Annotated in this window: 20 protein-coding genes and 1 pseudogene; 8 read left to right on the forward strand and 13 right to left on the reverse strand. The window is 70.3% G+C overall.

Annotation, left to right across the window (positions count from 1 at the left end):
• Positions 1–3: 3 nt before the first annotated feature.
• From MAA44156_RS19855 to MAA44156_RS19865, 3 genes are read right to left on the reverse strand one after another with little or no spacing between them, the layout of a single operon-like run.
• A complete protein-coding gene (locus tag MAA44156_RS19855) occupies positions 4–882 on the reverse strand; it encodes an ABC transporter permease (RefSeq protein ID WP_009979174.1) in 879 nt (292 codons plus the stop codon).
• Between the two features lies 1 nt (position 883).
• Entirely contained in the window at positions 884–1,681 is a 798-nt protein-coding gene (locus MAA44156_RS19860; RefSeq protein ID WP_003873599.1) for an MlaE family ABC transporter permease, read from the reverse strand.
• Entirely contained in the window at positions 1,678–2,388 is a 711-nt protein-coding gene (locus tag MAA44156_RS19865; RefSeq protein WP_009979176.1) for a FadR/GntR family transcriptional regulator, read from the reverse strand. Before MAA44156_RS19865 ends, MAA44156_RS19860 begins: the two co-directional genes overlap by 4 nt.
• 124 nt (positions 2,389–2,512) lie before the next feature.
• Between MAA44156_RS19865 and MAA44156_RS19870 the strand changes: the two genes are divergently transcribed.
• Positions 2,513–2,764: a type II toxin-antitoxin system ParD family antitoxin gene (locus tag MAA44156_RS19870; RefSeq protein ID WP_029248612.1), complete on the forward strand. Its 252-nt coding sequence runs from the start codon at positions 2,513–2,515 to the stop codon at positions 2,762–2,764.
• Between the two features lie 28 nt (positions 2,765–2,792).
• Here the strand turns inward: MAA44156_RS19870 and MAA44156_RS23745 are convergent, their stop codons facing one another.
• A complete protein-coding gene (locus tag MAA44156_RS23745) occupies positions 2,793–2,993 on the reverse strand; it encodes a hypothetical protein (protein WP_306419061.1) in 201 nt (66 codons plus the stop codon).
• Here MAA44156_RS23745 and MAA44156_RS19875 point away from each other — a divergent pair.
• Positions 2,902–3,117 (forward strand): annotated as a pseudogene (locus MAA44156_RS19875) (FAD-dependent oxidoreductase); the annotation flags it as partial. The gene MAA44156_RS23745 and the pseudogene MAA44156_RS19875 sit on opposite strands and share 92 nt — an antisense overlap.
• Before the next feature lie 31 nt (positions 3,118–3,148).
• On the opposite strand, the gene MAA44156_RS19880 reads toward MAA44156_RS19875, so the two are convergent.
• A complete protein-coding gene (locus MAA44156_RS19880; protein WP_009979180.1) occupies positions 3,149–4,096 on the reverse strand; it encodes a class I SAM-dependent methyltransferase in 948 nt (315 codons plus the stop codon).
• Positions 4,093–5,055 (reverse strand): class I SAM-dependent methyltransferase, encoded by a 963-nt coding sequence (locus MAA44156_RS19885; protein ID WP_009979181.1) that lies wholly within the window; start codon positions 5,053–5,055, stop codon positions 4,093–4,095. Before MAA44156_RS19885 ends, MAA44156_RS19880 begins: the two co-directional genes overlap by 4 nt.
• A gap of 169 nt (positions 5,056–5,224) precedes the next feature.
• Here MAA44156_RS19885 and MAA44156_RS19890 point away from each other — a divergent pair, with 169 nt between their 5' ends.
• Positions 5,225–7,600, forward strand: a complete 2,376-nt coding sequence (locus MAA44156_RS19890) for a lysylphosphatidylglycerol synthetase family protein (protein WP_009979182.1) — start codon at positions 5,225–5,227, stop codon at positions 7,598–7,600.
• Positions 7,601–7,603: 3 nt separating this feature from the next.
• Here the strand turns inward: MAA44156_RS19890 and MAA44156_RS19895 are convergent, their stop codons facing one another.
• Positions 7,604–10,240: a GH92 family glycosyl hydrolase gene (locus MAA44156_RS19895; RefSeq protein ID WP_009979183.1), complete on the reverse strand. Its 2,637-nt coding sequence runs from the start codon at positions 10,238–10,240 to the stop codon at positions 7,604–7,606.
• 210 nt (positions 10,241–10,450) lie between these two features.
• Here MAA44156_RS19895 and lpqN point away from each other — a divergent pair, with 210 nt between their 5' ends.
• Positions 10,451–11,110, forward strand: a complete 660-nt coding sequence (lpqN, locus tag MAA44156_RS19900; RefSeq protein WP_029248613.1) for an envelope biogenesis lipoprotein LpqN — start codon at positions 10,451–10,453, stop codon at positions 11,108–11,110.
• Positions 11,111–11,122: 12 nt separating this feature from the next.
• On the opposite strand, the gene MAA44156_RS19905 is transcribed toward lpqN, so the two are convergent.
• The 4 genes from MAA44156_RS19905 to galT form a co-directional block, all read right to left on the reverse strand.
• On the reverse strand, positions 11,123–11,824 hold the full coding sequence (locus MAA44156_RS19905) for a PAS and ANTAR domain-containing protein (protein WP_009979185.1): 702 nt from the start codon (positions 11,822–11,824) through the stop codon (positions 11,123–11,125).
• A gap of 177 nt (positions 11,825–12,001) precedes the next feature.
• Complete coding sequence (locus tag MAA44156_RS19910; protein WP_011726129.1) at positions 12,002–12,757, reverse strand: Mut7-C RNAse domain-containing protein; 756 nt, start codon at positions 12,755–12,757, stop codon at positions 12,002–12,004.
• Positions 12,754–13,845, reverse strand: a complete 1,092-nt coding sequence (locus MAA44156_RS19915; protein WP_009979187.1) for a galactokinase — start codon at positions 13,843–13,845, stop codon at positions 12,754–12,756. The genes MAA44156_RS19910 and MAA44156_RS19915 overlap by 4 nt, the downstream gene beginning before the upstream one ends.
• On the reverse strand, positions 13,842–14,951 hold the full coding sequence (gene galT / locus MAA44156_RS19920) for a galactose-1-phosphate uridylyltransferase (protein ID WP_009979189.1): 1,110 nt from the start codon (positions 14,949–14,951) through the stop codon (positions 13,842–13,844). Before galT ends, MAA44156_RS19915 begins: the two co-directional genes overlap by 4 nt.
• A gap of 100 nt (positions 14,952–15,051) precedes the next feature.
• On the opposite strand from galT, the gene MAA44156_RS19925 reads away from it, so the two are divergent.
• Positions 15,052–17,235, forward strand: a complete 2,184-nt coding sequence (locus tag MAA44156_RS19925; RefSeq protein ID WP_011726130.1) for an FUSC family protein — start codon at positions 15,052–15,054, stop codon at positions 17,233–17,235.
• A 38-nt stretch (positions 17,236–17,273) separates the two neighbouring features.
• Here MAA44156_RS19925 and MAA44156_RS19930 read toward each other — a convergent pair whose 3' ends face one another.
• Positions 17,274–18,143, reverse strand: a complete 870-nt coding sequence (locus MAA44156_RS19930; protein WP_009979190.1) for an alpha/beta fold hydrolase — start codon at positions 18,141–18,143, stop codon at positions 17,274–17,276.
• A 38-nt stretch (positions 18,144–18,181) separates the two neighbouring features.
• Between MAA44156_RS19930 and MAA44156_RS19935 the strand changes: the two genes are divergently transcribed.
• From MAA44156_RS19935 to MAA44156_RS19945, 3 genes are all read left to right on the forward strand, one after another.
• Complete coding sequence (locus MAA44156_RS19935) at positions 18,182–19,072, forward strand: NYN domain-containing protein (protein ID WP_009979192.1); 891 nt, start codon at positions 18,182–18,184, stop codon at positions 19,070–19,072.
• 196 nt (positions 19,073–19,268) lie between these two features.
• Complete coding sequence (locus MAA44156_RS19940; protein ID WP_009979194.1) at positions 19,269–20,498, forward strand: cytochrome P450; 1,230 nt, start codon at positions 19,269–19,271, stop codon at positions 20,496–20,498.
• Between the two features lie 79 nt (positions 20,499–20,577).
• A complete protein-coding gene (locus MAA44156_RS19945; protein ID WP_023884824.1) occupies positions 20,578–21,912 on the forward strand; it encodes a hypothetical protein in 1,335 nt (444 codons plus the stop codon).
• 2 nt (positions 21,913–21,914) lie between these two features.
• Here the strand turns inward: MAA44156_RS19945 and MAA44156_RS19950 are convergent, their stop codons facing one another.
• On the reverse strand, positions 21,915–23,213 hold the full coding sequence (locus MAA44156_RS19950; RefSeq protein WP_009979197.1) for an NRAMP family divalent metal transporter: 1,299 nt from the start codon (positions 23,211–23,213) through the stop codon (positions 21,915–21,917).
• Positions 23,214–23,269 lie beyond the last annotated feature (56 nt).

A 23,269-nucleotide genomic window follows, 5' to 3' on the forward strand; every position in this document is an offset into this window, starting at 1 on the left:
CGCTCACACCGTCAGGTTGAAGTTCGGGTCGACACCGTAGAGCGCCAACTGGGCGAGCAGGACCACCACCACCACAGAGACCAGGGAGAACCGCATCGATCGGCCCACCGCGTGCCCGACGCCGACCGGGCCGCCGCTGGCGGTGTAGCCGTAGTAGCAGTGGGTGATCATCACCACCACCGCGATGATGACGACCTCGAACACCGCCCAGCCCACGTCCTCGGGGCGCAGGAAGGTGCGGAAGTAGTGCTCGTAGGTGCCGTTCGACTGGCCGTAGAACACCGTCGTGACGACCTGACCGGACGTGAAGGCCATGTCCAGGGCCAGCGCGTACAGCGGCACGATCACCGCCAGCCCGCCCAGGATCCGGGTGGACACCAGGAACGAAATCGATTTGATGCCCATTACTTCCAGCGCGTCGATCTCCTCGCTGATCCGCATGGCGCCGAGCTGGGCGGTGGCGCCGGCGCCGACCGTGGCGGCCAGCGTGACCCCGGCGACGATCGGTGCGGCGATGCGGGTGTTGGCCAGCGCGGCGAAGAACCCGGTGAACGCCTCGACGCCGATGTTGCCCAGCGACGCGAAACCCTGGATGGCGATCAGCGAGCCGCCGGACAGGGTGACGAAGCCGATGATCGCCACGGTGCCGCCGACCACGGCCATCGCCCCGGTGCCCATGCCGATCTCGGCGACCAGGCGCAGTGTCTCGCGCCGGTAGTGGCGCAACGCCCAGCCGATCTGGCCGATGCTGACCCGGGCGAACCGCGCGAAAACGCCGATCTGCCAAAGCCTTCGGACGGTTCCGCCGCCGTAGCGGTCGAGGTTGGCCGCGGTTCGCGGGTAGCGGGCGCGCAGGGCGCCGGGCGCGGAGATCGCCGCCATGTCAGCGGCCCGTCCCGAACCGCACGCCGATGGTGGTCAGCACCACGTTGACGGCGAACAGCGCGATCACACACAACACCAGCGTCTCGTTGACGGCGGTGCCCACCCCCTTGGGACCGCCCTTGGTAGTCAGCCCGCGATAGCAGCCGACCAGGCCGGCGATGGTCCCGAAGGTGGCCGACTTCACCACCGAGATCACCACCTCTGGCAGGCCGGTGATCAGGGTGAGGGTGCCGACGTAGGCGCCCGCCGAAATGTGTTGGATGAAAACGCCGAACACGAATCCGCCGACCAGGCCGATGGTGATCACCGCACCGTTGAGCAGGGTGGCGACGATGGTCGCGGCGACCACCCGGGGCACCACCAGTCGGTGGATCGGGTCGATGCCCAGCACCTCCAGCGCGTCGATCTCCTCGCGGATGGTGCGCGCTCCCAGGTCGGCGCAGATGGCCGTGGAGCCGGCGCCGGCGATCACTAGCACCGTGGTCAGCGGGCCCAACTGCGTCACCGCGCCCAACGCCGCACCGGCGCCGGAGATGTCGGCGGCGCCGAACTCGGCCAGCAGGATGTTGAGGGTGAAGATGATCAGCACGGTGAGCGGGATCGCGACGGCGAGGGTGGGCAGCAGCGAGACGCTGGTGATGAACCAGCCCTGCTCGATGGTCTCCCGCCACTGGAAGGGCCGCCGGAACAACGCCTTGCCGGTCAGCACGCACGTCCTGAAGAAGCCGCCGACCGCGTCGATCCCGGGCTGAATCTGGCCCCGCAGGTAGTTCGCGATCACGGCTTGGCTGCTCATCGCCGCTCCAGCGCGCCGATCATGGTGGCGTTGGCGAGTTCGAGGACCTCGCGGGCGCCGCGGCCCGCCTCGTCCGCATCGCCGGCGCAGATCGCCTGGGCCAGTGCACGATACGCGTCGGTGCGGTTGATCTCGGCGGGAATCGCGGCTGCCAGCACACCCAGAGCTCGCTCGTAGGCCGCGCGGAAAGGGTTGTACATCAGCCGGAATACGATCGAGCCGGAGCTGTCGACCATGTGATCCCAGAACTCGAGACTGCCGCGATGCCACTCGACCGCGCTGTGCGAGGCCTCCAGCCGGCGCAGCGAATCGTCGAGCAGCACAGCCAGTTCCGGGCCGTGCTGTTCGGCGGCCAGTTCCGCGACCTTCGGACCGATCCGCAGCCGGGTCTCCAGAATGCTGCGGAACACCCCCGCGTCGAGTTCGCCGTCGCGAAACACCAACTGCGGCAACAGGTCAAGACCGGCGTGCCGCCGGAAGTCGCGCACCGTCGTGACGCCGCCGTGGCGCACCTCGACGAGGCTGGCTGCCGACAGCCGCTTGAGCGCCTCGCGGACGGCGGGGCGCGACACCCCGAAGACCTCCGCCAGCCGGCGCTCGCTGGGCAACGCCGAACCCGCTGGCAGCTCACCGCTGAGCACGTCGGTGGCGATCTGGTCGAAAACCGCTTCGGGCACCGATCGGCGAATCACCGGCTGCAGCGCCATGCGGCCAGTGTGGCGGGCCGACGGCCAGTCAGGTGGTCAGACCACCGGCGTGTCGCGCATCTTTCCGCGGCTCACCCAACCCGCCGGCAAGCGCGCGATACCAATTATTGGTATGGTGAGCGTTGTGGGTAAAAACACGTCTTTCAGCCTCGACGAGCACTACAGCGCCTTTATCGAGCGCGAGGTCGCCTCGGGACGCTACCGGTCGGCCAGTGACGTCGTGCGCTCCGCGCTACGGCTGCTCGAGGATCGCGAAACCCAGCTACGGGCGCTGCGCGCAGCTCTCGAAGCCGGCGAACGCAGCGGCACCTCGACGCCGTTCGACTTCGACACGTTCCTCGACCGTAAGCGGACCGAAGCTTCGGACGGCCGTTAAGCAGCCGATACCTTCTCTCGCCGCCGGGTCACACATACTCTTCTACCGGGTGACTGCTTTCTGTGCCGGCATCGTGCGGCGTTAGGTTCGACTCCATGGCGCAACGGATCCTGGTGATCGGAGCCGGCATTGCGGGCCTGGCGACGGCGGTGGCGATGCAGCGGCGCGGATACGCAGTCACCGTCGTCGAGGAGCGCACCGACACGTCCTCGGGCGCCGGGATCAGCATCTGGCCCAACGCGCTGGCCGCGTTGGACCGCATCGGCGTCGGCCAGGCTGTCCGCGATGCCGGCGGCCGCATCACGGCGGGCGCGTTGCGTTGGCGAGACGGCTCGTGGCTGCGTCGGCCGGCTTTCACCCTGCCGAAAGGCTAGGCCTTCTGGTCTACCGCCGCTGCGCGGCGACGAACAGGTTCCCCGGCACGAAGTCGCGGACCTCGGCCGGCGCCGGCCGCCCGTAGCCGGCCATCAGCTCGTCCGACGGCGTCACGCGCACGTCCCAGCCGTGCCGGCCGAACCACTCACCGACGTCCTCGCGTTCCTCGAAGTACCACAGCTCGTCGGTCCTGGGCACCGCCCGATCCGGATCGATCCGCGCCATCAGGGCCTGGATCCGGTCCATCCGTTCCCGGCGCTTGGCGCGGGCCTGCGGGTCGAGGAACTTGGGCCCCAACGCCTCCACCGCGACCCGGCTGCCGGCGACGGTGAGGCCCTGAATGCGGTCGAACAGCAAGTCCTGGGCGGCCGCCGGCAGATACGGCATCAGCCCCTCGGCCGACCACACGCTGGGCGCCGACGCGTCAAACCCGGCCTGCCGCAACGCTTCCGGCCAGTCGTGGCGCAGATCCACCGGCACGGCGACCCGGTTGCAGGCGGGCTGCGCCCCGTGTTCGGCCAGGGTGGACTCCTTGAATTCGAGCACCCGGGGCTGGTCGAGCTCGTAGACCGTGGTCCCGGCCGGCCAGGGCAGCCGCCAGGACCGCGCGTCCAGCCCGGCCGCCAGGATCACCGCCTGACGGATGCCCGCGCCGGTTGCCTCCAGGAAGAACGAGTCGAAAAACGCTGTGCGCGAAGCCATGTAGCTAACCATGGCCTGCTGCTGCAGCGGTATGGTCGGTTCGGCCTCGATCAGCTCGGGCGGCAGCTGCGGCGCGGAGTGCCAGTTCCACACGCCGTCGCCGGCGGCGTCCAGGAAGACCTGTGCGAACGGATCTTTGATCAAAGGGTTTTCGCTGCGGGTCTCCGCGGCGCGGGCCGAGGCCACCCCCAGCGCGGTCGCCCCCACGCTTTCGGTGATCTCCCAGCTGTCGTCGTCGCTCCGGGCTGTGCTCATCGGTCGGGTCGGGTCCTTTCCGTGCGTTGCGCCGCCACGAACCGCGTCTGCGGTGTGGCGTCTTCGATGTCGTGCGGTGGTCTGCGGTCGTAGCGGGCCATCAGTTCGGGCGCCGGGGTGACCGTCACATCCCAGCCGTGCCGGCCCAGCCAGTCGCCCACGTCCTCGCGTTCCTCGAAGTACCAGAGGTCTTGCACGTCGGGGATGTCGCGGTCGGGCTCCAGGTCGGCCATCAGGTCGCGCACCCGCTGCATGGTCTGGCGCTGCCGCTCGCGGGCGGCCTCGTCGAGGAAGTCGGGGCCGGGCGCCTCCACCGCGATCCGGCTGCCCGGCGCGGCGAGGGTCTGCACCCGCTCGAACAACAGCTGCTGGGCGGCCGCCGGCAGGAACGGCAACAGGCCCTCGGCCGACCACGCGCTGGGCGCGTGCGCGTCGAATCCGGCCTGGCGCAAGGCGGCCGGCCAGTCGTGGCGCAGGTCCACCGGGACGCTGACCAGGTGGCAGGTCGGCCGGGCCCCGTGCTCGGCGAGCGTCGTCGCCTTGAACTCCAGCACCCGCGGCTGGTCCAGTTCGTAGACCGTGGTGCCGTCTTCGAACGGCAGCCGCCACGCCCGGGAGTCCAGGCCCGCCGCCAGGATCACCACCTGACGGACGCCCGCGCGGGTCGCCGCGAGGAAGAAGTTGTCGAAGAACGCCGTCCGCGCGGCCATGTAGTCGACCATGCCCTGCATCCGCGGCTTGAGGTCGGGTTCGGCCTCGGCGATCTGGGCGGGCAGGTTGGGCGCGGCGAACCAGTTCCACATGCCGTCGCCGGCGGCGTCCAGGAACACCCGCGCGAACGGGTCGCTGATCAGCGGGTTCTCGCTCTCGGTCTCGGCGGCGCGGGCGGCGGCCACCCCGAGCGCGGTCGCCCCCACGCTCTCGGTGATCTCCCAGCTGTCGTCGTCGGTCCTGGGCACGTGCGCCTCCTCCCCACTTCGCTAGCTCGGCTACCTATACGACCCTACGCGCGCTGCATGAGTGGGAGCTGTCAACCAAGCGGGGATTGAGTTAACTTGTCGGCGGGCCGATCAGCGGCCGTGAGCGCGGTATCGGCGATGCCGGGCGAATCCGGAGGATCGTTGATAGATGCGAGTTGACGGGCGCGACATCATCGTCTCCGGCAGCTTGCTGCAGCCGCTGACCCGGCGGACCAACGACATCCTGCGGCTGGGGATGGCGTTGATCTTCCTGGCGGTGGTGATCACGGGTTCGGTGATCACCCGCCCGCAGTGGATCGCGCTGGAGAAATCGGTCTCCCAGATCGTCGGTGTCCTCTCGCCCACCCAATCCGATGTCGTCTACCTGGTGTACGGGTTGGCGATCGTGGCCTTGCCGTTCATGATCCTGATCGGTCTGATCGCGGCCGGGCAGTGGAAGCTGTTGGGCGCCTACGCCGCCGCGGGGCTGAGCGCCATCGTGTTGTTGTCGATCAGCGGCACCGGATTGGCCGCGCCGCGATGGCATTTCGACGTCCTCGACCGGCTCACCACGCTGCCGGCGCAATTGCTCGACGACCCGCGCTGGATCGGGATGCTGGCGGCGGTGCTGACGGTGTCGGGACCGTGGCTGCCGGCGCGCTGGCGGCACTGGTGGTGGGCGCTGCTGCTGGCGTTCGTGCCGATCCACCTTGTGGTCAGCGCGATCGTCCCGGCGCGCTCGCTGGTCGGTTTGGCGGTCGGCTGGGTGGTCGGGGCGCTGGTGGTGCTCGTCGTGGGCACGCCGGCGCTCGAGGTTCCGCTGGACGCCGCGGTGCGGGCGTTGGCCAAGGCCGGCTTCGAGGTTTGCCGGCTCACCGTGGTCCGGCCGGCCGGCCGCGGCCCGCTCATTCTGTCCGCCGACGGCCAGGACGCCGACCACACGGCCCTGATCGAGTTGTACGGCCCGCACCAACGCAGCGGCGGGGCGCTGCGCCAGCTGTGGGGCAAGCTCAAGCTGCGCGACGCCGAGACCGCGCCGCTGCTGACCTCGATGCGCCGCGCGGTGGAGCACCGCGCGCTGATGGCCATCGCGATCGGCGAGGCCGGCCTGGCCAACACCGCGACGGTGGCCGTCGCCACCCTGGACCGGGGCTGGATGCTGTACTCGCACAAGCCTCCTCGCGGCACGCCCATCGACCGATGCGCGAAAACCACACCGGTGCAACGGCTCTGGGAGGCGTTGCGGGTGCTCAACGACCACCAGATCGCCCACGGGGACCTGCGCGCCCACCACATCACCGTCGACGACGGGGCCGTGTTGTTCGGCGGCTTCGGCAGCGCCGAGTACGGGGCCACCGAGGCGCAGCTGCAATCCGACATCGCGCAGCTGTTGGTGACGACGTCGGCGCACTACGACCCGAAGTCCGCGGTGCGCGCCGCCATCGACGTCTTCGGCGCGGACACCATTTTGTCGGCGTCCCGGCGGCTCACCAAAGTCGCTGTGCCCAAATCGGTTCGGCGTTCGGTGCCGGACTCGGGGGCCGTCATCTCGGGCGCCCGCGCCGAGGTGAAGCGGCAAACGGGGGCCGACCAGATCAAACCGCAGACCATCACCCGGTTCACCCGCAGCCAGATCATTCAGCTGGTGCTGTTCGGGGCGTTGGTCTACGTCGCGTATCCGTTCATCAGCACGGCGCCGACGTTCTTCTCCCAGCTGCGCACCGCGGACTGGTGGTGGGCGCTGCTGGGCTTGCTGGTGTCGGCGCTGACCTATGTCGGCGCTGCCGCGGCGCTGTGGGCCTGCGCCGACGGCATGGTGAACTTCTGGATGCTGTCAATCGCGCAGGTGGCCAACACCTTTGCCGCGACCACCACGCCGGCCGGTGTCGGCGGGCTGGCGTTGTCCACCCGCTTCCTGCAAAAGAGCGGCCTGTCGGCGATGCGGGCGACTGCGGCGGTCGCGCTGCAGCAGTCGGTGCAGGTGATCGCGCATCTGGCGCTGCTGGTGCTGTTCAGCGCGGCGGCCGGCGCATCGATGAATCTGTCGCATTTCGTGCCCAGCGCAACCATGCTGTATCTGATCGCGGGTGTGGCGCTGGGCATCGTCGGCACCTTCCTGTTCGTGCCCACACTGCGCAGGTGGCTGGCCACCGAGGTGCGCCCGAAGCTGGACGAGGTGGTGAGCGACCTGGCCAAGCTCGCCCGCGAACCGCGGCGGCTAGCGCTGATCCTGTTGGGTTGCGCGGGAACGACTCTCGGTGCGGCGCTGGCGTTGTGGGCCAGCATTCAGGCCTTCGGCGGCGACACCACGTTCGTCGCCGTCACCGTGGTGACGATGGTCGGCGGGACGCTGGCCTCGGCGGCGCCGACGCCCGGCGGTGTCGGGGCGGTCGAAGCGGCGCTGATCGGTGGGCTGGCCGCGTTCGGGGTGCCGGCGGCCATCGGGGTGCCGGCCGTGCTGCTGTATCGGATGCTGACCTGCTGGCTGCCGGTGTTCGTCGGCTGGCCGGTGATGCGCTGGCTGACCAAGCACGAGATGGTCTGAGGGTCAACGGCTCTCCGGTTCGGCCTGGGTGTCCACCAGAACCGTTGTGGTGCGGGTGCTTTGGCCGACGGTGGTGGTCAAGGACACCAGGTAGTAGTCCTGGGGCACCGTCGGTGCCACGGTGATCGGGACGGACACCGACGCCGCCCCGCCGGCGTTGAATTGGCCGGACGTCGGCGTCACGGCGACGCCGGCGTCGGAGGCGGCGCCGGAGACGGTGTATCCACCGGCGCCGTCGATCATGCGTTGCGCGTCCAGGGTCACGCTGCCGCGGTGCCCGGGCGCGATGCTGACGACGGGTTGCGGCACGTTGACCGCCACCGCCGAACTCCCCGCCCCGAACGACGGCGGCGCGTCAGATTCGGCCGTGCCCCAATGCTTGTCGGGGTAGGCCGCGAGCGAGAACGCGAGCGTGCCGCCGGTGCGGATGATCGACTCGGGCAGCCAGGTGTGCCCGGTGGGCCGGCCGTCGACCTTCAGGCCGCTGATGTAGGCCGGGTGGTGCGGCCCGGACGCGCCGGGGGCGGCGATCCGGATGGATTTGCCTGCGGGCAGCGCGATTTCGATGCGGTCGAACAGCGGCGCGGCCACCGTCAGGATGGGGGTTCCCGGGGTGGCCGGGTACAGTCCCAGCGCCGCCCACACGTACCAGCCGGCCAGCGCGCCCAGGTCGTCGTTGCCCGGTTCACCGTCGGCGGTCGGACCGAACAGCCCGCGCACCCGGTCGACGGTGTGTTGGGTCTTCCACGGTTGGCCGATGTAGTTGTACAGCCACGGCACACCGAAACTGGGCTCGTTGCCGGCCCACAGGTACGGCTGGTTGGGACCGACGTTGAGTTTCTTGGTGAACCGGTCGAGCCGGTCGGCCACCGCGGCGCGCCCGCCCAGCGCGGTCACCAGGCCCGCGATGTTGTGCGGCACCGACCACACGTACTGCTCGGCGTTGCCCTCGTCGTACCCGACCTGGCCGAAGTTGTCCGGGGACACCACGACCGCGGGTCCGGGACGGAAGAATCCGCTCCAGCTGCGCGGCACCACCGATCGGGTGCTGGGATTGAACAGGTTCTGCCAGTACTGCGCCCGGTTCGCGAATTCGGCGGCGGTGGCGGCGTCGCCGAGCGAGTCGGCGAACCGGGAGATGGCGAAGTCGTCGATCGACCATTCGAGGGTGATCGACGCGTCCGCGATCCAGCCGTTGCGGCCGAATTCCAGGGTGAACGGCGCGTAGCCCAGCCGCAGGTAGGTGGCGATGCCGCGCCGTTCCACGTAACCGGCCAGGCCCACCCCGCCCTTGGTCGCCCCGTCCACCATGTAACGCAGCGCCGCGGCGGTGTCGAAGTCGTTGGCGCCGAACATGTTCAGGTTCACGATGAGCGGGACCACGCTGTCGCCGCTCATCTCGCCGGTGGCGGCGTTGGCGAACGCCCAGCGCGGCAGCGCGCCGCTCTGCTGGGCGTCGGTGACCAGCGATTGGGCCATGTCGGCGGCCCGGTCCGGGAACAGCAACGCCTGCAACGCCGCCAGGCAGCGGTAGGTGTCCCAGTCGGAGAAGTTGGCGTACTGGACGTGACCGTCGGCCACCCGGTGGATGCCGCCGTCGAACCCGACGTAGCGCCCGTCGGCGTCGTTGAACATGTTGGGGTGCAACAGGGTTCGGTACAGGGCGGTGTAGAAGGTGGTCAGGTCGTCGCTGTTGCGGCCGGCCACCGTCACCCGGGAAAGCGCGGCGTTCCATTGCCGGGCCGCGGCGGCGCGGGCGTCGTCGAAGCCGGCGTTGCCCTCGGCCGCCAGGTTGGCTCGGGCCCCCTCGATGCCGACGTAGGAGATCGCGGTGCGCACCTCGAGCACCGAGCCGGCCGGGAACTCGACATACCCGCCGCTGTACGGCGCGTTCGCGCTGCGGGCCCCGGGGTAGACGGTGCTGCCGTCCCAGGACCCGTACGAGATGAACGGCCGGTTGAACTTCATCGCGAAGTACACGGTGTAGGCGTTGGGCTTGTCGCAGAAGCCGCCGCTGGTGGCCCAGCCGGTGATGGTGGTGTTGTCCTCGCCGAGCTGGATGGTGGCGCGGGAGTTGCCGGCCAGCGACGAGCCGGAACGCACCTGCAGCAGGGCGGGCCGTCCGTCGCCCGGGTAGCTGAACCGTCCGACGCCGGTGTGCGCGGTGGCGGTGAGTTCGGCGGTCACCCCGGCGCCGGGGAGTCGCACCGTGTAATAGCCGGGCACCCCGCGCTCGGTGTCGTCGTGGGCGATGCGTTCGGTGGCGTTCCAGGGCTGCACGCCGAGCCCGCCGGTGACCGGCAGCATTGAGATGTCGCCGAACGCAGCGCATCCCACCGAGGCGTGCGTCATGCTGAACCCGGTCGCCCGCGGGTTGTCGTAGTTGTAGCCGGCGTAATTGCCGGCGGTGTCCGGCGAGTACTGCACCATCCCGAACGGCACGGTGGCGCCGGGGAAGTTGTTGATCTCCCCCACCGTCTCGCCGCCGGTGCCGGTGCCGATGAGCGTCACGACGTGGTCGACGGGATTGGCCACGAACAGCGGCGGTCCGTCGTAGCCCCGGGGCGGCGCCGGCGCGATCACCGTCATCAGCACGGCCAGGGTCGCGACCAGCGCAATCGGGGCCGTTCGCGACCGCATACCTGTCTAATACTGGATCGCCGGTGGTTGGCGGTGTATTGCCGTGGCGTTTTCGGCCACTAATTGGATAACGATCGCCGGCCGGCCCGCGCGGCCGGGCGCCAGCAAAAAGTCCAAAAGATACCGGCAAACTTTCAAAGCATTTCCGCTACTGTCGTGGCAGCGCGGCCGGCCGCAGGTACCGGCCCCAATTGTCGGGAGATTGGATTAATGAAACACTTGACTCTAGCAACGATTTCCGTGGCGCTGAGTTTAGCGCTGGTGAGCTGCGGCCACGATCACAAATCCGGTGACAAAACGTCGTCGTCGACGTCGACGGCGACGTCCTCGAAATCCAGCACCGCGCCGGCGGCGCAAGCCAAATACACCATCGCCGACTACGTGAAGGACAACCACATCTCCGAGACCCCGGTCCACCACGGCGATCCGGGCCCGAACGTCGACCTGCCGGTGCCCGCCGGCTGGCAGCTCAACCAGATCTCCGGCACCTCCTACGGCGGCATCGTGCAGAGCCAGCCCGCCGACCCGTCCGACCCGCCCACCGTGTCGGCGCTGTTCTCCAAGCTGACCGGCGACGTCGACCCGGCGAAGATCATCCAGTACGCCCCGGGCGAGGTGCAGAACCTGCCCGGGTACTCCGGCAGCGGTGACGGCTCGGCGTCCACGCTGGGCGGTTACCAGGCCTGGCAGTTGGGCGGCACCTACCAGCGCGGCGGCAAGACCCGCGTCATCGCGCAGAAGACGGTGGTGATCCCCAGCCAGGGCGCGGTCTACGTGCTGCAGCTCAACGCCGACGGGCTGGAGAGCGACCAGGGCCCGTTGATGGACGCCACCCACATCATCGACGAGCAGACCACCATCACGGGCTGACGGCGGCGGCGTTCAGCCGGAGCCGGCCTCGCCGGCGCCGGGCGGGCGCAGGTGGGCGGTGCGCAGTCGCTGGTCGAACCGCGAGCGCGCGGTGATGACCTCCTTGCCCAGCGCGGTGAAGTCTTCGGCGATGCGTTGCGCCAGCACTGAGAGCTTGATGTTGCCGTGCTGGGACAGTGATTTGAGCATGTTGAACGCCGCGTCCTCGTCGATGCCGTAGACCAGCATCAGCATCCCCTTGGTGCGGTCGATGACGCCGCGCCGCCCGGCGATCTCGGAGACCTTGGCGCTGATCGAGTCCTCGCGGTTGCGGGTGGCGGCCGGGGTGACCTCGATGTAGAAGCCGTGGGTGCCGACGAGCGCGCCGCTGTCGTCGAAGAGCTGGTCGCCCACCACGACGACGTGGTGGATGATGCCGGCGGCGTCCACGATGCGGTGCCGGGTGCTGAACGCCTGCCGGCGCCGGATCATGTCGTTGATGCCGTCGATCACCTGCGGGCGATCGGCCGGATGCTTATGCGACAGCACCAGTTCGGTGGTGGGGGTGACGGTGCCGGGTTGGTAGCCGTGCATCCGCTGCACCTGGTCGGACCACACCCAGCGTTCGCCCTCGAAGTAGAAGCGGAACCAGCCCACCCGCTGCGGGGTGGCGCCGGCCAGGCCCCGCTCCAGCGCCGCGGCCTGCCCGTCTAGATTCCAAGCCACGGCGGACATTTCGGGTCGAGAGCGGCGGCGCACAGCGGTAGCGATCCGGCGCGGATCGCCACTGGCGGCCCCGGAGAACTGGCACGGCGCGTGCAGGAGTCAACTGCCCCCATGGCGGTCAGGTTACATTTTCTGACCAGCGGTCACCGCCAAAACGGTGAAATTGCCGGGCGAGTAAGTTTCACGCTACAGCTGCCGTCGCAGTCTTTCCACCAGGGCGAGCAGCTTCGCGTGGTGTGACCCTGGCCAGTAGATGCGGCCGCATCGGGTGCAGCGGCTGAAGTCGTCGTAGTACCGCCGGGTCAGCGGCGGCAGCTGGTCGCTCACCTCGTCCTTGGCGACCGCGGTCAGGGTCCCGTTGCAGCGCACGCAGCGCGACAGCGGCGCCAGCCGCCCGGTCAGGTCGAGCCGGCGGATTACGCCCAGCGCCTGCTCCTCGGGGTCGTCGGGGCGCACGAACAGTCCGTGGGTGACCGCGCGGCGCTTCAGCAGGCCGCGGTCGCGGGTCAGCAGGATGCGGTGCTGCTCGGCGCTGATCGCGGCCAGGGTCTGGTCGTCGGCGTCGTTCGACCACCACACGTCGAACCCGAACAGCCGCAACAGCCAGGCCAGCCGGCCCAGGTTGACGTCGATGACGAACCGGGGATCGCGCAACGGCACCGGCCGCAGCCGGGCGGTGGGCCCGATGTCGAGCGCCTCGAACATCGGGTAGGCGGCGATGCGGTCGCCGGCCCGGGGGCGGTGGTCGAACCCGTGGACGGAGCCGTTCACCACGATGAGGTCGACCTCGGTGTGCGGAATTCCCATCGCCTCCAACACATCCTTGACGGTCTGGTGCGCCCGGAACGGGCGGCGCACCGCGGCGCCGCGCGACTCGGCGGGCAGAAAGTCGTTGAGTTCGGCGTAGGCCCGAACCTCCACGTAGCCGGCCGGCTCGCTCACCGGCACGGGCCCGCGCCCGCGGCGGCGCGGGTACGGGTGACGACGGGTTGGGCGAAGCCGGCCTGCGTCGCGGCCCGCCGCACCGCCTGCCCGATCGCCTCGGCGCGCTGCACCGGCGCCAGGGCGATCACGCAGCCGCCGAACCCGCCGCCGGTCATCCGTGCCCCCAGCGCGCCGGCGCGCAGCGCGGTGTCGGCGATCAAGTCGATGCGTTCGGTGGTGATGCCGAAGTCGTCGCGCATGGACGCATGCGAGGCGGTGAAGATCCGCCCCGCCTCGGTATAGTCCGAATTGTTCAGCGCCGCAACGCAATCGATGACCCGCCCGTTCTCGGTGAGCACGTGGCGGGCGCGGCGGGCGTCGACGGGGTCGCGGACCGCGGCCAGGTCGGTGCAGCCGCGGTCGGCGGCCGCCCGCAGCGAGGACGCGGACAGGTCGGCGGCCGCCCGCTCGCAGGACAGCCGCCGGGCCGCGTAGTCGCCGCCGGCGTGGGTGTGGCGCTCCCGGGAGTCGATCAGCAACAGGGCGACCCCGGCGGCGTCAGGGTCGAAGGCCACCGGGGTGACGGCCAGGTCGGCGAAGTCGATCAGCACCGCGGCGGCAGGGCGGCCGTACAGCGCGGCCAGCTGGTCGAGCAAACCCGTTGGGGCGCCGACGTATTCGTTTTCGGCGCGCTGGGCCAGCCGGGCCTGTTCGGTGGCGTCGATGCGAATCCCGGCGGCCGACGAGATCGCGCCCAGCACGGCGCATTCCAGCGCCGCCGAGGACGACAGGCCCGAACCCATCGGCACGTCGCTGGTGATCGACATCGCCCCGCCGGGCACCGGGTGGCCGGCGGTGCGCAGCGCCCACATCACCCCGGCCGGATAGGCCGCCCAGCCGGTGACGTCGCCGGGGCCGGTGTCGATCGGGATCCGCACCGGCGCGTCCGCGCGGTCGCTGACCACCGTGATGGCATCGTCGTCGGCGGGCGTGAAGCTGGCCACGGTGCGCTGGGGCAGGGCGATCGGCAGCGCGAAACCCAGGTTGTAGTCGGTGTGTTCGCCGATCAGGTTGATCCGGCCGGGCGCGGCGTAGCGGACGGTCATCGCAGCTCCCGCAGCCGCTGGGCCACGCTTTCCGGGGTGACGTCGCTGATGAAGGCGTCCATCGCCGATTCGGAGGCGGCGAGGAATTTGAGCTTGGTCGCGCTGCGCCGGATGGACATCAGTTCGACGTGGAAGTAGCCGTGGGCCTGAGCACCGGTGCCGGTGTATTGGTGCAGCGCCGAAATGTAGGGCAGCGGTGCGTCATACATCCGGTCGAAGCGGCGCAGCACGTCCAGATAGACGGCCACGAACCCGTCCACCTCGTCGTCGCGCAGTGCGGTCAGGTTGGGCACGAACCTGTTCGGGTAGATGTGCACCTCCACCGGCCACCGCGCCGCGAACGGCACGAACGCGGTGAACAGGTCGTCGCGGGCGATGATTCGGCTGCCGTCGGCGACCTCGCGGGCCAGCAGGTCACCGAAGAGGTTGCCGCCGTGGCGTTTTCGATGGTCGTCCGCCTGGCCCAGCATGGCGGCTGTGCGCGGGGTCAGGTAGGGGTAGCCGTAGATCTGGCCGTGCGGATGGGTCAGGGTCACCCCGATCTCCTCCCCGCGGTTCTCGAAGCAGAACACCTGCTCAATGCCCGGGGTGGCCATCAGCTCGGCGGTGCGATGCCGCCAGGCCTGCACCACCAGCCGGGCGTGCGCGGGTGGCAGCCCCGCGAACGACCCCGTGTGGTCGGCCGAGAAGCAGACCACCTCGCAGCGGCCGTGCGCGGGCGCGGACACGAACCCGTCGGCGCCGGCGGCCGGCAGCCCCGGTGCCGCACCGGACAGGCTGGGAAAGCGGTTCTCGAACACCACGACGTCGTAGTCGGCGGCGGGCACCTCGCTGGTCAGCCCGGTCGGCCCGGGGCAGAGCGGGCACGCGTCGGGCGGCGGCTTGTAGGTGCGGTCCTGGCGCAGCGCGGCGATGATCACCCACTGCCCGGTGGACCGGTCGAACCGCAGCTGCGACTGTCCGCCCGGCGCAACGGTTTCGGCGGTTCGGGGCGGCAGGGGGCGGCGGTCTTCGACCGGCGAAGCGCGGTGCCCGGGCAGCGAGAAGAACAGCAGGTCGCGACCGTCAGCCAGCTTCGCCCGCGTCGGCCCCATGATGTCGAACACTAGCTTGGTCGCCGCCGCGCGGTTCGGGTAACCATGGGGGGTACGCGCAAGAGAGGCGGTCATCGGAATAACGGATCTCTACGAACGCGCCCGCAACTGGGTGATCGGCTCCGATCCCGGCTTGCTGCGGCTGCGCATGGCGACTCGGACCACGGCCGCGCTCGGGCTGTCACTGCTGGCGCTGTGGCTGCTGACCAGGGCGACGGGACAGCCGTTGACCGTCGCGTTGCTGGGTGTGGTGATCACCATGGTCGCGTCGCGCTCGGTCAACGAGCCCGATCCGCGCCAGCAGCGGATCACCATGGCGCTGTTGCCGGTTCCGGCCGCGGTGGCCATCACGGCCGCTGCGGTGCTGGCGCCGCACCCGGTGGCCGGCGACGTGGTGTTCGTGCTGATCGTGTTCGCGGCGGCCTACATTCGCCGCTTCGGCGCGCGGGGCCGCGCGCTGGGCATGGTCGCGTTCATGTCCTACTTCTTCACGCTGTATCTGCGTGCCCGGGTCTCGGAGCTGCCCTGGATGATCGGGGCGGTCGCGGTGGGCACGGTGTGCACGTATGTGATGACCAGCCATGTGCTGCCCGACCGGCCGGAGCGGGTGCTGCGGGCCACCATCCGGGCGCTGCGGGCCCGCATGGCGATCGTGATCGACACCACCGCCGAGGCGGTGCGCACCGGCCGGCTGGACGAGCGGCGGCGCCGGCGCATGCGGGCCCGCACCGTCCGGCTCAACGAGACCGCCCTGATGGTGCAGAGCCAGATCGAGGACAGGGCCGACCCGGGCACGCTGTGGCCCGGAGTCACCGCCGAACAGCTGGCCCCCTGGCTGTTGGACGCCGAGCTGGCCATCGAGTGGGTGGCGACGGCCGGGCGGCGGGCCGCGGCCCTGGGCGCCGAGTTACCCGAGGCCGTGCGCGCCGAATTGGTCTCGGCGCTAACCCAATTGGGCCGCGCGATCCGGTTGCCCGAACCGGGTGGCCTGCGCGACGCCGCCAGCCGAGCGCGCCGGCTGCTGGACGCGGCCACCGACGACCGGCCCGCCGGCACCGAGGTGCGCCGGCTGGCCCTGGCGATCATCAACGCCGCGACGGCGACCGCCGACGTGCGGGCCATCGTCGACGGGGCTGCCGGCGCCGCGGTGCCCGACGTCGCCGGCAGCGAGCGCCCGCCGGCGGCCGCCGGCGTCGCGGCCGAGGAGCCCGCCGAGCAAGAAGAAGAACAACCGGCGGGTCTGCGGCCCACCACCCGTCAGGCCATCCAGGTGTCGGTGGCGGCGTCGCTGGCCATCATCACCGGCGAGCTGGTGTCGCCGGCCCGCTGGTATTGGGCCGTGATCGCCGCGTTCGTCATCTTCGCCGGCACCAACTCGTGGGGCGAAACCCTGACCAAGGGCTGGCAGCGGCTGCTCGGCACGATGCTCGGCGTGCCCGCCGGCGTGCTGGTGGCCACACTGCTGACCGGACACGAGGCGGCCGCGCTGGCCGGCATCTTCGTGTGCCTGTTCTGTGCCTTCTATTTCATGACGGTGACCTACAGCCTGATGACCTTCTGGATCACCACCATGCTGGCGCTGCTGTACGGGCTGCTCGGCCAGTTCTCGTTCGGGGTGCTGATGCTTCGCATCGAAGAGACCGCGCTCGGCGCGGTAATCGGTGCGACGGTGGCCGTCGTGGTGCTGCCGACCAACACCCGGACCGCGATCCGCGCCGACACCCGGGCCTTTCTGACCAGCCTGTCCGCGCTGATCGAGGCCTGCGCGGCGGCCATGTCCGGCGGCGCGGCCAGCCCGTCCGAGCAGGCACGTCAGCTGGACCGCGACCTGCAGCAGTTCCGGGTGACCGCCAAGCCGCTGCTGGCCGGTGTCGCCGGGCTCGCGGGCCGCCGCGGCATCCGCCGCGCGCTGCGGATCTTCACCGCCTGCGACCGGTACGGCCGGGCGCTGGCGCGCAGCAGCGAGCAGTACCGCGGCTCGCCCGGGCCCGGCCCCCAACTGGCGCAAGCCTTTTCGGCGGCCGCGGCCCAGACGCGGCGCAACCTCGACGCGTTACTGGAGGCGATCGACAGTGGCCACCCGCCGACGTTGGTCTCGGCGGCCGACGAACTCGACGCCGCGGAAACCGCGGCCCGCCAGCACGACAGCGACGGTGACGGCGAGACACGGCCCGACGTCCGGCGATTCCTGACCGCCGTGCACGCCCTGCGCCAGATCGAGCGGGCCGTCATCAGCACGGCCACCAATCTCGGTGGCCGCGAAGACGTCAGGACGGCCACCGCCGCGCCGCGCTGACGGACGGGGCCACGTTTGCTACCGGCGGCACCGGCGGGTTAGCCGGGCTGCGGGCTCGTCGCATCGCGGCGCTCACCGGTGGCGATGAAGTCCTCGATCAGCTCCACCACCCGCATGGGCGCCTCGACCTGCGCGAAGTGCCCGACGTCGGGCAGCACCTCGAGCCGGGCGTCGGTGCGCGCCTCGTGCGCGGCGTAGGCGTGGTCGACGGGAATGATGCCGTCGCGCTCCCCCCAGATCGCCATGACCGGTAGCTCCTCGCGCAACCGCAGCCGGTTGAGCGCGCTGACCGCCTGCCCGCGGTAATCGACCACCGATCGCAGCGTCTTCAGGAACGATTGGCGGGTTTCGCCGTCCGACAACGACGAGTAGGCGTTCCACAACTCCGCCCCGCGCGGCGACTGGATGCCGGCGCCGCGCAGCCAGGACCGCAGCTTGTTGCCGACGGACAGCACGGGCGTCGGCGCGATGACCGGCAACACCAGCTCCGCGCCGGGTGCGGAGAGCAGCCGCAGCACCCATCCGACGTCCGGGCCCAGGCCGCCGCTGCTGATCAGGATCAACCGCTGGGCGTAATCGGGGTGCTGGTACACGAACTGCATGGCCACCCCGCCGCCGAGCGAATGGCCGACCACGGTGGCCCGGCTGACGCCGAGTTCGTCGAGGAAGTCACGAAGCCAGACCGCGAAGGCACCCAGCGAGTAGTCGGTGCGCGGTTTCGCCGACTCGCCGTGCCCGAGCAGGTCGGGGGCGATGACTCGGAACTTCTTGGCCAGCGGCGGTATCACCGACCGCCAGGTCTCCGAGCTGCCGGCCATGCCGTGGATGAGCAGCAGCACCTCGCCCTCCCCCTGGTCGCGGAAGGCGACGCGGTCGCCGTGCAGTTCGAGAAACTTCAGCTCGCTCATGTGGCTCGGATACCCACCCGACGCCGTCTATCTCGGCAATGATCGAAGGCATGTCCGAACCGGTTGCCCCCCGCGTGGCCGTCTACCTCGACTTCGACAACATCGTGATCTCCCGCTACGACCAGATTCACGGCCGGAACTCGTTCCAGCGGGACAAGGCCAAGGGGCTCGAGCAGTTCACCGAGCGGCTCGAGCAGGCGACGGTCGACGTCGGCGCGATCCTGGATTTCGCGTCGTCGTTCGGCACGCTGGTGCTCACCCGCGCCTATGCCGACTGGTCGGCCGAGATCAACGCCGGGTATCGCGGGCAGTTGGTGGCCCGCGCGGTCGACCTGGTGCAGCTGTTCCCGGCCGCCGCCTACGGCAAGAACGGCGCCGACATCCGGTTGGCCGTCGACGCGGTGGAGGACATGTTCCGGCTGCCCGACCTGACGCATGTGGTGATCGTCGCCGGTGACTCCGACTACATTCCGTTGGCCCAGCGCTGCAAGCGGCTGGGCCGGTACGTGGTCGGCATCGGGGTGGCCGGCGCGTCGAGCCGGGCGCTGGCGGCGGCGTGCGATGAGTTCGTCATCTACGACGCGCTGCCCGGGGTAACGGCGCTGGACCGCACCCCCGCGCCGGCCGAAACGGTGCCCGCCAAACCGCGCACCCGGCGCGGCAAGGCAGCCCAACCCGAGGAGCCCGACCCGCAGGCCGCGGCCACCGCGCTGCTGACCCGCGCGCTGCAGATCGGTTTGGAGAAGGACGACGTCGACTGGCTGCACAACTCGGCCGTCAAGGCCCAGATGAAGCGGATGGATCCGTCGTTCAGCGAAAAGTCTTTGGGTTTCCGCTCGTTCAGCGATTTCCTGCGGTCGCGCTCCGACGTCGTCGAGCTGGACGAGACGTCGACGACGCGGATGGTGCGGCTGCGCCCGCACGAGTGAATTCGCCGCCCCGATCGCCCCGTCCCGACTCCGGCCCGTCCCAGCCCATCCCGGCCCAATCCCGGCCATGCATTTTTCGTTTGGTGTATGGCGTTTCGTGCCTGCGGCGCCGCCGGTCGTTGACACTCCCCCGACCTGGCCATACATTGACTGAAAGTCGTCCGCAGCGTGCTGCGGGGTCGATGAGGAGACCGCGATGACCGTCGGTGCCGCTCCGCCAAGCGTTTTCGACTCCGACCTGCCGACGCTGCACTATCACTCCGACGAGACACCGGCGCAGGTCTATCCGCGGCTGCGCGAGGCGCAGCGGCGGGCCGCCGTGGCGATCGGGCCGCACGGCCCGGAGGTGCTCTCCTATCACCTGGTCCGGTCCGTGCTGCGGGATCCGCGGTTCCAGATTCCGCCGGGCATCAATTTGCTGGCCCAGGGCATCGACTCGGGCCCGCTGTGGGACAAGGTCGCCAACAGCCTGCTGTGCCTGGAGGGCGACGCGCACCATCGACTGCGCAGCCTGTGCTCCAAGGCGTTCACCCCGCGCACGGTCGCCCGCCTGCACGACACCATGGCCGCGGTGATGAACGAGTTGGTCGACCGGGTGGCCGCGGCGGGTCGCTGCGACGTCGTCACCGACATCGCCCGCCCCTACCCCGTGCCGATCATCTGCGCGCTGCTCGGCGCGCCGCGCGAGGACTGGCGGCGGTTCTCGTCGTGGGCCGACGACGTGTTCAAGGCGTTCAGCTTCACCGTCGACCTGCGCGAGGTCGAGCCGGTCGTGATGCGCGCGTGGCGCGAGCTCGACGACTACGTCGACGAGATGGTGGCGCGGCGCCGGCACAGCCTGACCGACGACCTGCTCTCCGACCTGATCCGCGCCGGGGACGAGGGCGACCGCCTCGACGCCGCCGAGTTGCGCATGCTGGCGGGCGGCCTGCTGCTGGCGGGCACGGACACCACCCGCAACCAGGTGGCCGCCTCGGTGCAGGTGCTCTGCGAGCACCCCCACCAGTGGGAGCTGCTGCGGCAGCGCCCGGAGCTGGCGATGCGCGCCGTCGAGGAAACCATGCGGCATTCGCCGATCGCGTGCGGGACGCTGCGCCTGGTCGTCGAGGACGCCGAGCTCGACGGCCACCTGTTCCCCGCCGGCACCGCCGTGCTGGTGAATACCTTTGCGGCCAACCGTGATCCGGTGGTCTACGACGACCCCGACCGGGTCGACATCACCCGCGAGGCGGCACCGCCCATCCTGACCTTCGGCGGCGGCGTGCATTACTGCCTGGGCGCCAACCTGGCCCGGCGGGAGATCGCCGAGGCGCTCAACGTGCTGGCCAACCGGCTGCGCAACCCGCGGCCGGCCGGACCGGCGCCGTGGAAGCCGATGGTGAGCCTGAGCGGGCCGACGAGCCTGCCCATCGAGTTCGACCGATAGTCGCCGCGGGGCGCACGAGTCGCGCAACCGGCCGGGGCGGCCGTACGCTCCTGTGGTTACGAATCACTGGGGGATTTTCATGCGCGCAGCCCGGCGCTCCACGGCGCGACGCCGACCGGCCGCGAGCCGAGGCGCCGCGCTGGCGGCGCTGGGGTGCCTGGCCCTGGCGTCGTGTTCGGACACCGTGCCCGCGCCGCCGCTCACCGCGACCACCTCGACGTCGAAGTCCACGTCCAAAGCCGGGCCCGATTCGGCCGCCGCACCCTCGATGACGGGCCCGCTGGAAAAGGACTGGAAAAGCTACGGCGGTACCGCGTATTTCGGTTGCCCGCAACGATTTTCGTTTAGCAAGTCCGCGCTGCAGGACATCCGGCCGAAGGTGTTCGACCCGAAGACCGGACAGTACCTGGCGCCCGGTGTCCCGTCCGTTCCGGCCGGCGAGACGGTGACCGGCGCGATCTGCGCGCTGACGGGCACGGCAGAGCAGCTGCGGGTGGTGTACGTCGTGACCACCGCCGCCAAAACCATCGGCTACGTTTTCGACCTGACGAGCGGCCAGCCGCTGGTCACCAAGGACCTGCAGGCACCGGCCCCCGATCAGCGGCTGGCCGCGCCGAAGGACTGGTCCCTGGCCTCGACCGCCTCGGGCGTGGCGTGGCTGAACGCCGTCACCGACGGCCACGCCGCCGCGGCGCCACCGCGGACCGTGGTGCTGTCGGGTCAGGACCTGTCGACGCTGTGGAGCGATCCAGAGCCCGCCCGGGTCTGGCCGGACGTGCTGGCGTTCACCCGCAGCAGCGATCCCGCCCAGACTCCGGGCGCCCGGCTGCGCCGGCCCGGCGGGGAAGAGATCTACCAGGACAACGACGTCGTGTCCGTCGACGCCGAATTGACCGACGGCTCAAGCAAATTGGTACAGCTCACCCGTCGGGATCCGGCCAACCCCGCCGAGGTGTCGACGATGTTCTATGACCTCGACGCCAAGTCGGTCATCAAAATCGGTGACTCCGACCGGATTTCGGGAGGCGGGCTGACCGCGGCGCTCTCGGACGGGAAACTGTTCGTCGACGGCCACAACCGCGACAATTCCCAATTCGGGTTCGGGGTGTGGAACCTGCGCGGCCAGCAGTGGGACTTTCTGAAGAACCGCGACGACGCCCGGAAGCTGTCGCTTGCCAAGGTGGCGTTCTTCGAAGACCACCTCTACCTCACCGGCAGCGGCGGAACGTTCTCCGTCATCGACCTGCCCGCGGGAGATCCCGTCGCATCCAACTGGGCCCTGCGCCCGTTCCAGCGGATCTCCGGATGGACACTGGTGTGCCGCGGCGAGACCGCACCGGGCGCCAACGGGGAGTGCAAGGAGATCGTCATGGTGCAAGACCGCGACGGCCACTACCCCGGGCCGTGGTTCTGACCTCAGGCCCAGCCGAGCGCCTGCGGCACCATGTACAGGCCGAAGCCAATGGTCACCAGGCACAGCGCGCGGGTGACATGCTTGTGCAGGCCACGCATGCGCCACTGCTCGGGCAGCGCCCGGGCTTCCAGCGCCAGCAGCAGGCCCAGCACGATGGGCAGCAGCAACGCGTTCATGATCTCGACGTCGACCGCCAGGTTGACCAGGTCGACGCTGGCCAGCACCAGCACCGCGCCCACGATGTGGGCCAGCGAATAGGTGAGGTAGAACTTCGCGGTGGCGCGGTTGGGCCGCTGGTTGAGCGTGTGCTTCCAGCCGAACACCTCCGCGAGTCCCCACGCACCGGCCAGCGACGCCACGATCGCGGCCACCAGCGCCGCACCCAGCATGCCCAGGCCGAACAGCACCGTGCCGCCGACGTGGCCCAGGTAGGGCGTCAGCGACTGGGCGATCTGGCCCACGGTCTCCAGCGGGGTACCGTCGCCGTGCCGGCCGATGGTGGAGGCCATGGTGATCACCACCGCGATCATGATCAGCTGGGTCAGCACCGCACCGAACGCGGTGTCGTAGCGGGCCTGCCGAATCGTGCTCTCCGACAGGTGTTTATCGACCACCGCGCCCTGCTGGTAGAAGATCATCCACGGCATGATCACCGCGCCCACGTTGGCCGCGATCAGCAGCAGATACGACGAGTCGCCCAACGGCATCGACGTCAGGCCATGCGCCAGCGCACCCGGGTCGGGCCGGGCCATCACCATGGCCACCAAGAAGGCCAGTTCGGCCGCGCCGACGGCCAGGCCGATCCGCTCGACGCGCCGGTAGCTGCCGGTGAGCGCCAGCGCCAGCAGCGCGATGGTCGCGACCGGGATGCTCACCCAGCGTGAGACACCGAAGAGTTCGCCCACCCCGGCGACGCCGGCGAACTCGGTCAGCAGCGCCCCGATCGCCGAGGCGAACAGGGTGAACGCCGACAGCCACGCCCAGCCGCGGCCGAACCGCTCCCGGATCAGCGAGCCGTGGCCGCGCCCGGTGACGATGCCCAACCGCACCGTCATCTCCTGCACGACGTAGAGCACCGGCATCAGGATCAGCTGCGGCAGCACCATCCGGTAACCCCACTGGGCGCCGGACTGGGAGGCGGTGATCAGCGAGCCGGCGTCGGTGTCGGCCAGCATCACGACCAGGCCGGGACCCCATACCGACAACAGCCCCCACCGCAGCCAGCGGCCACGTGTCCGCAATGACACCGACGGCCGATCCGCGACGGCGTCGGCCACCGGCTGCGTGGTTGTCTCGGTCACCGTTGCCACTTCCTCCCAGGACTGCGGCCGCGCGCCGCGATCCGCCCCGTGGATGA

Origin of the sequence: Mycobacterium avium subsp. avium, from assembly GCF_009741445.1 — a bacterium.
Taxonomy (GTDB): domain Bacteria; phylum Actinomycetota; class Actinomycetes; order Mycobacteriales; family Mycobacteriaceae; genus Mycobacterium; species Mycobacterium avium.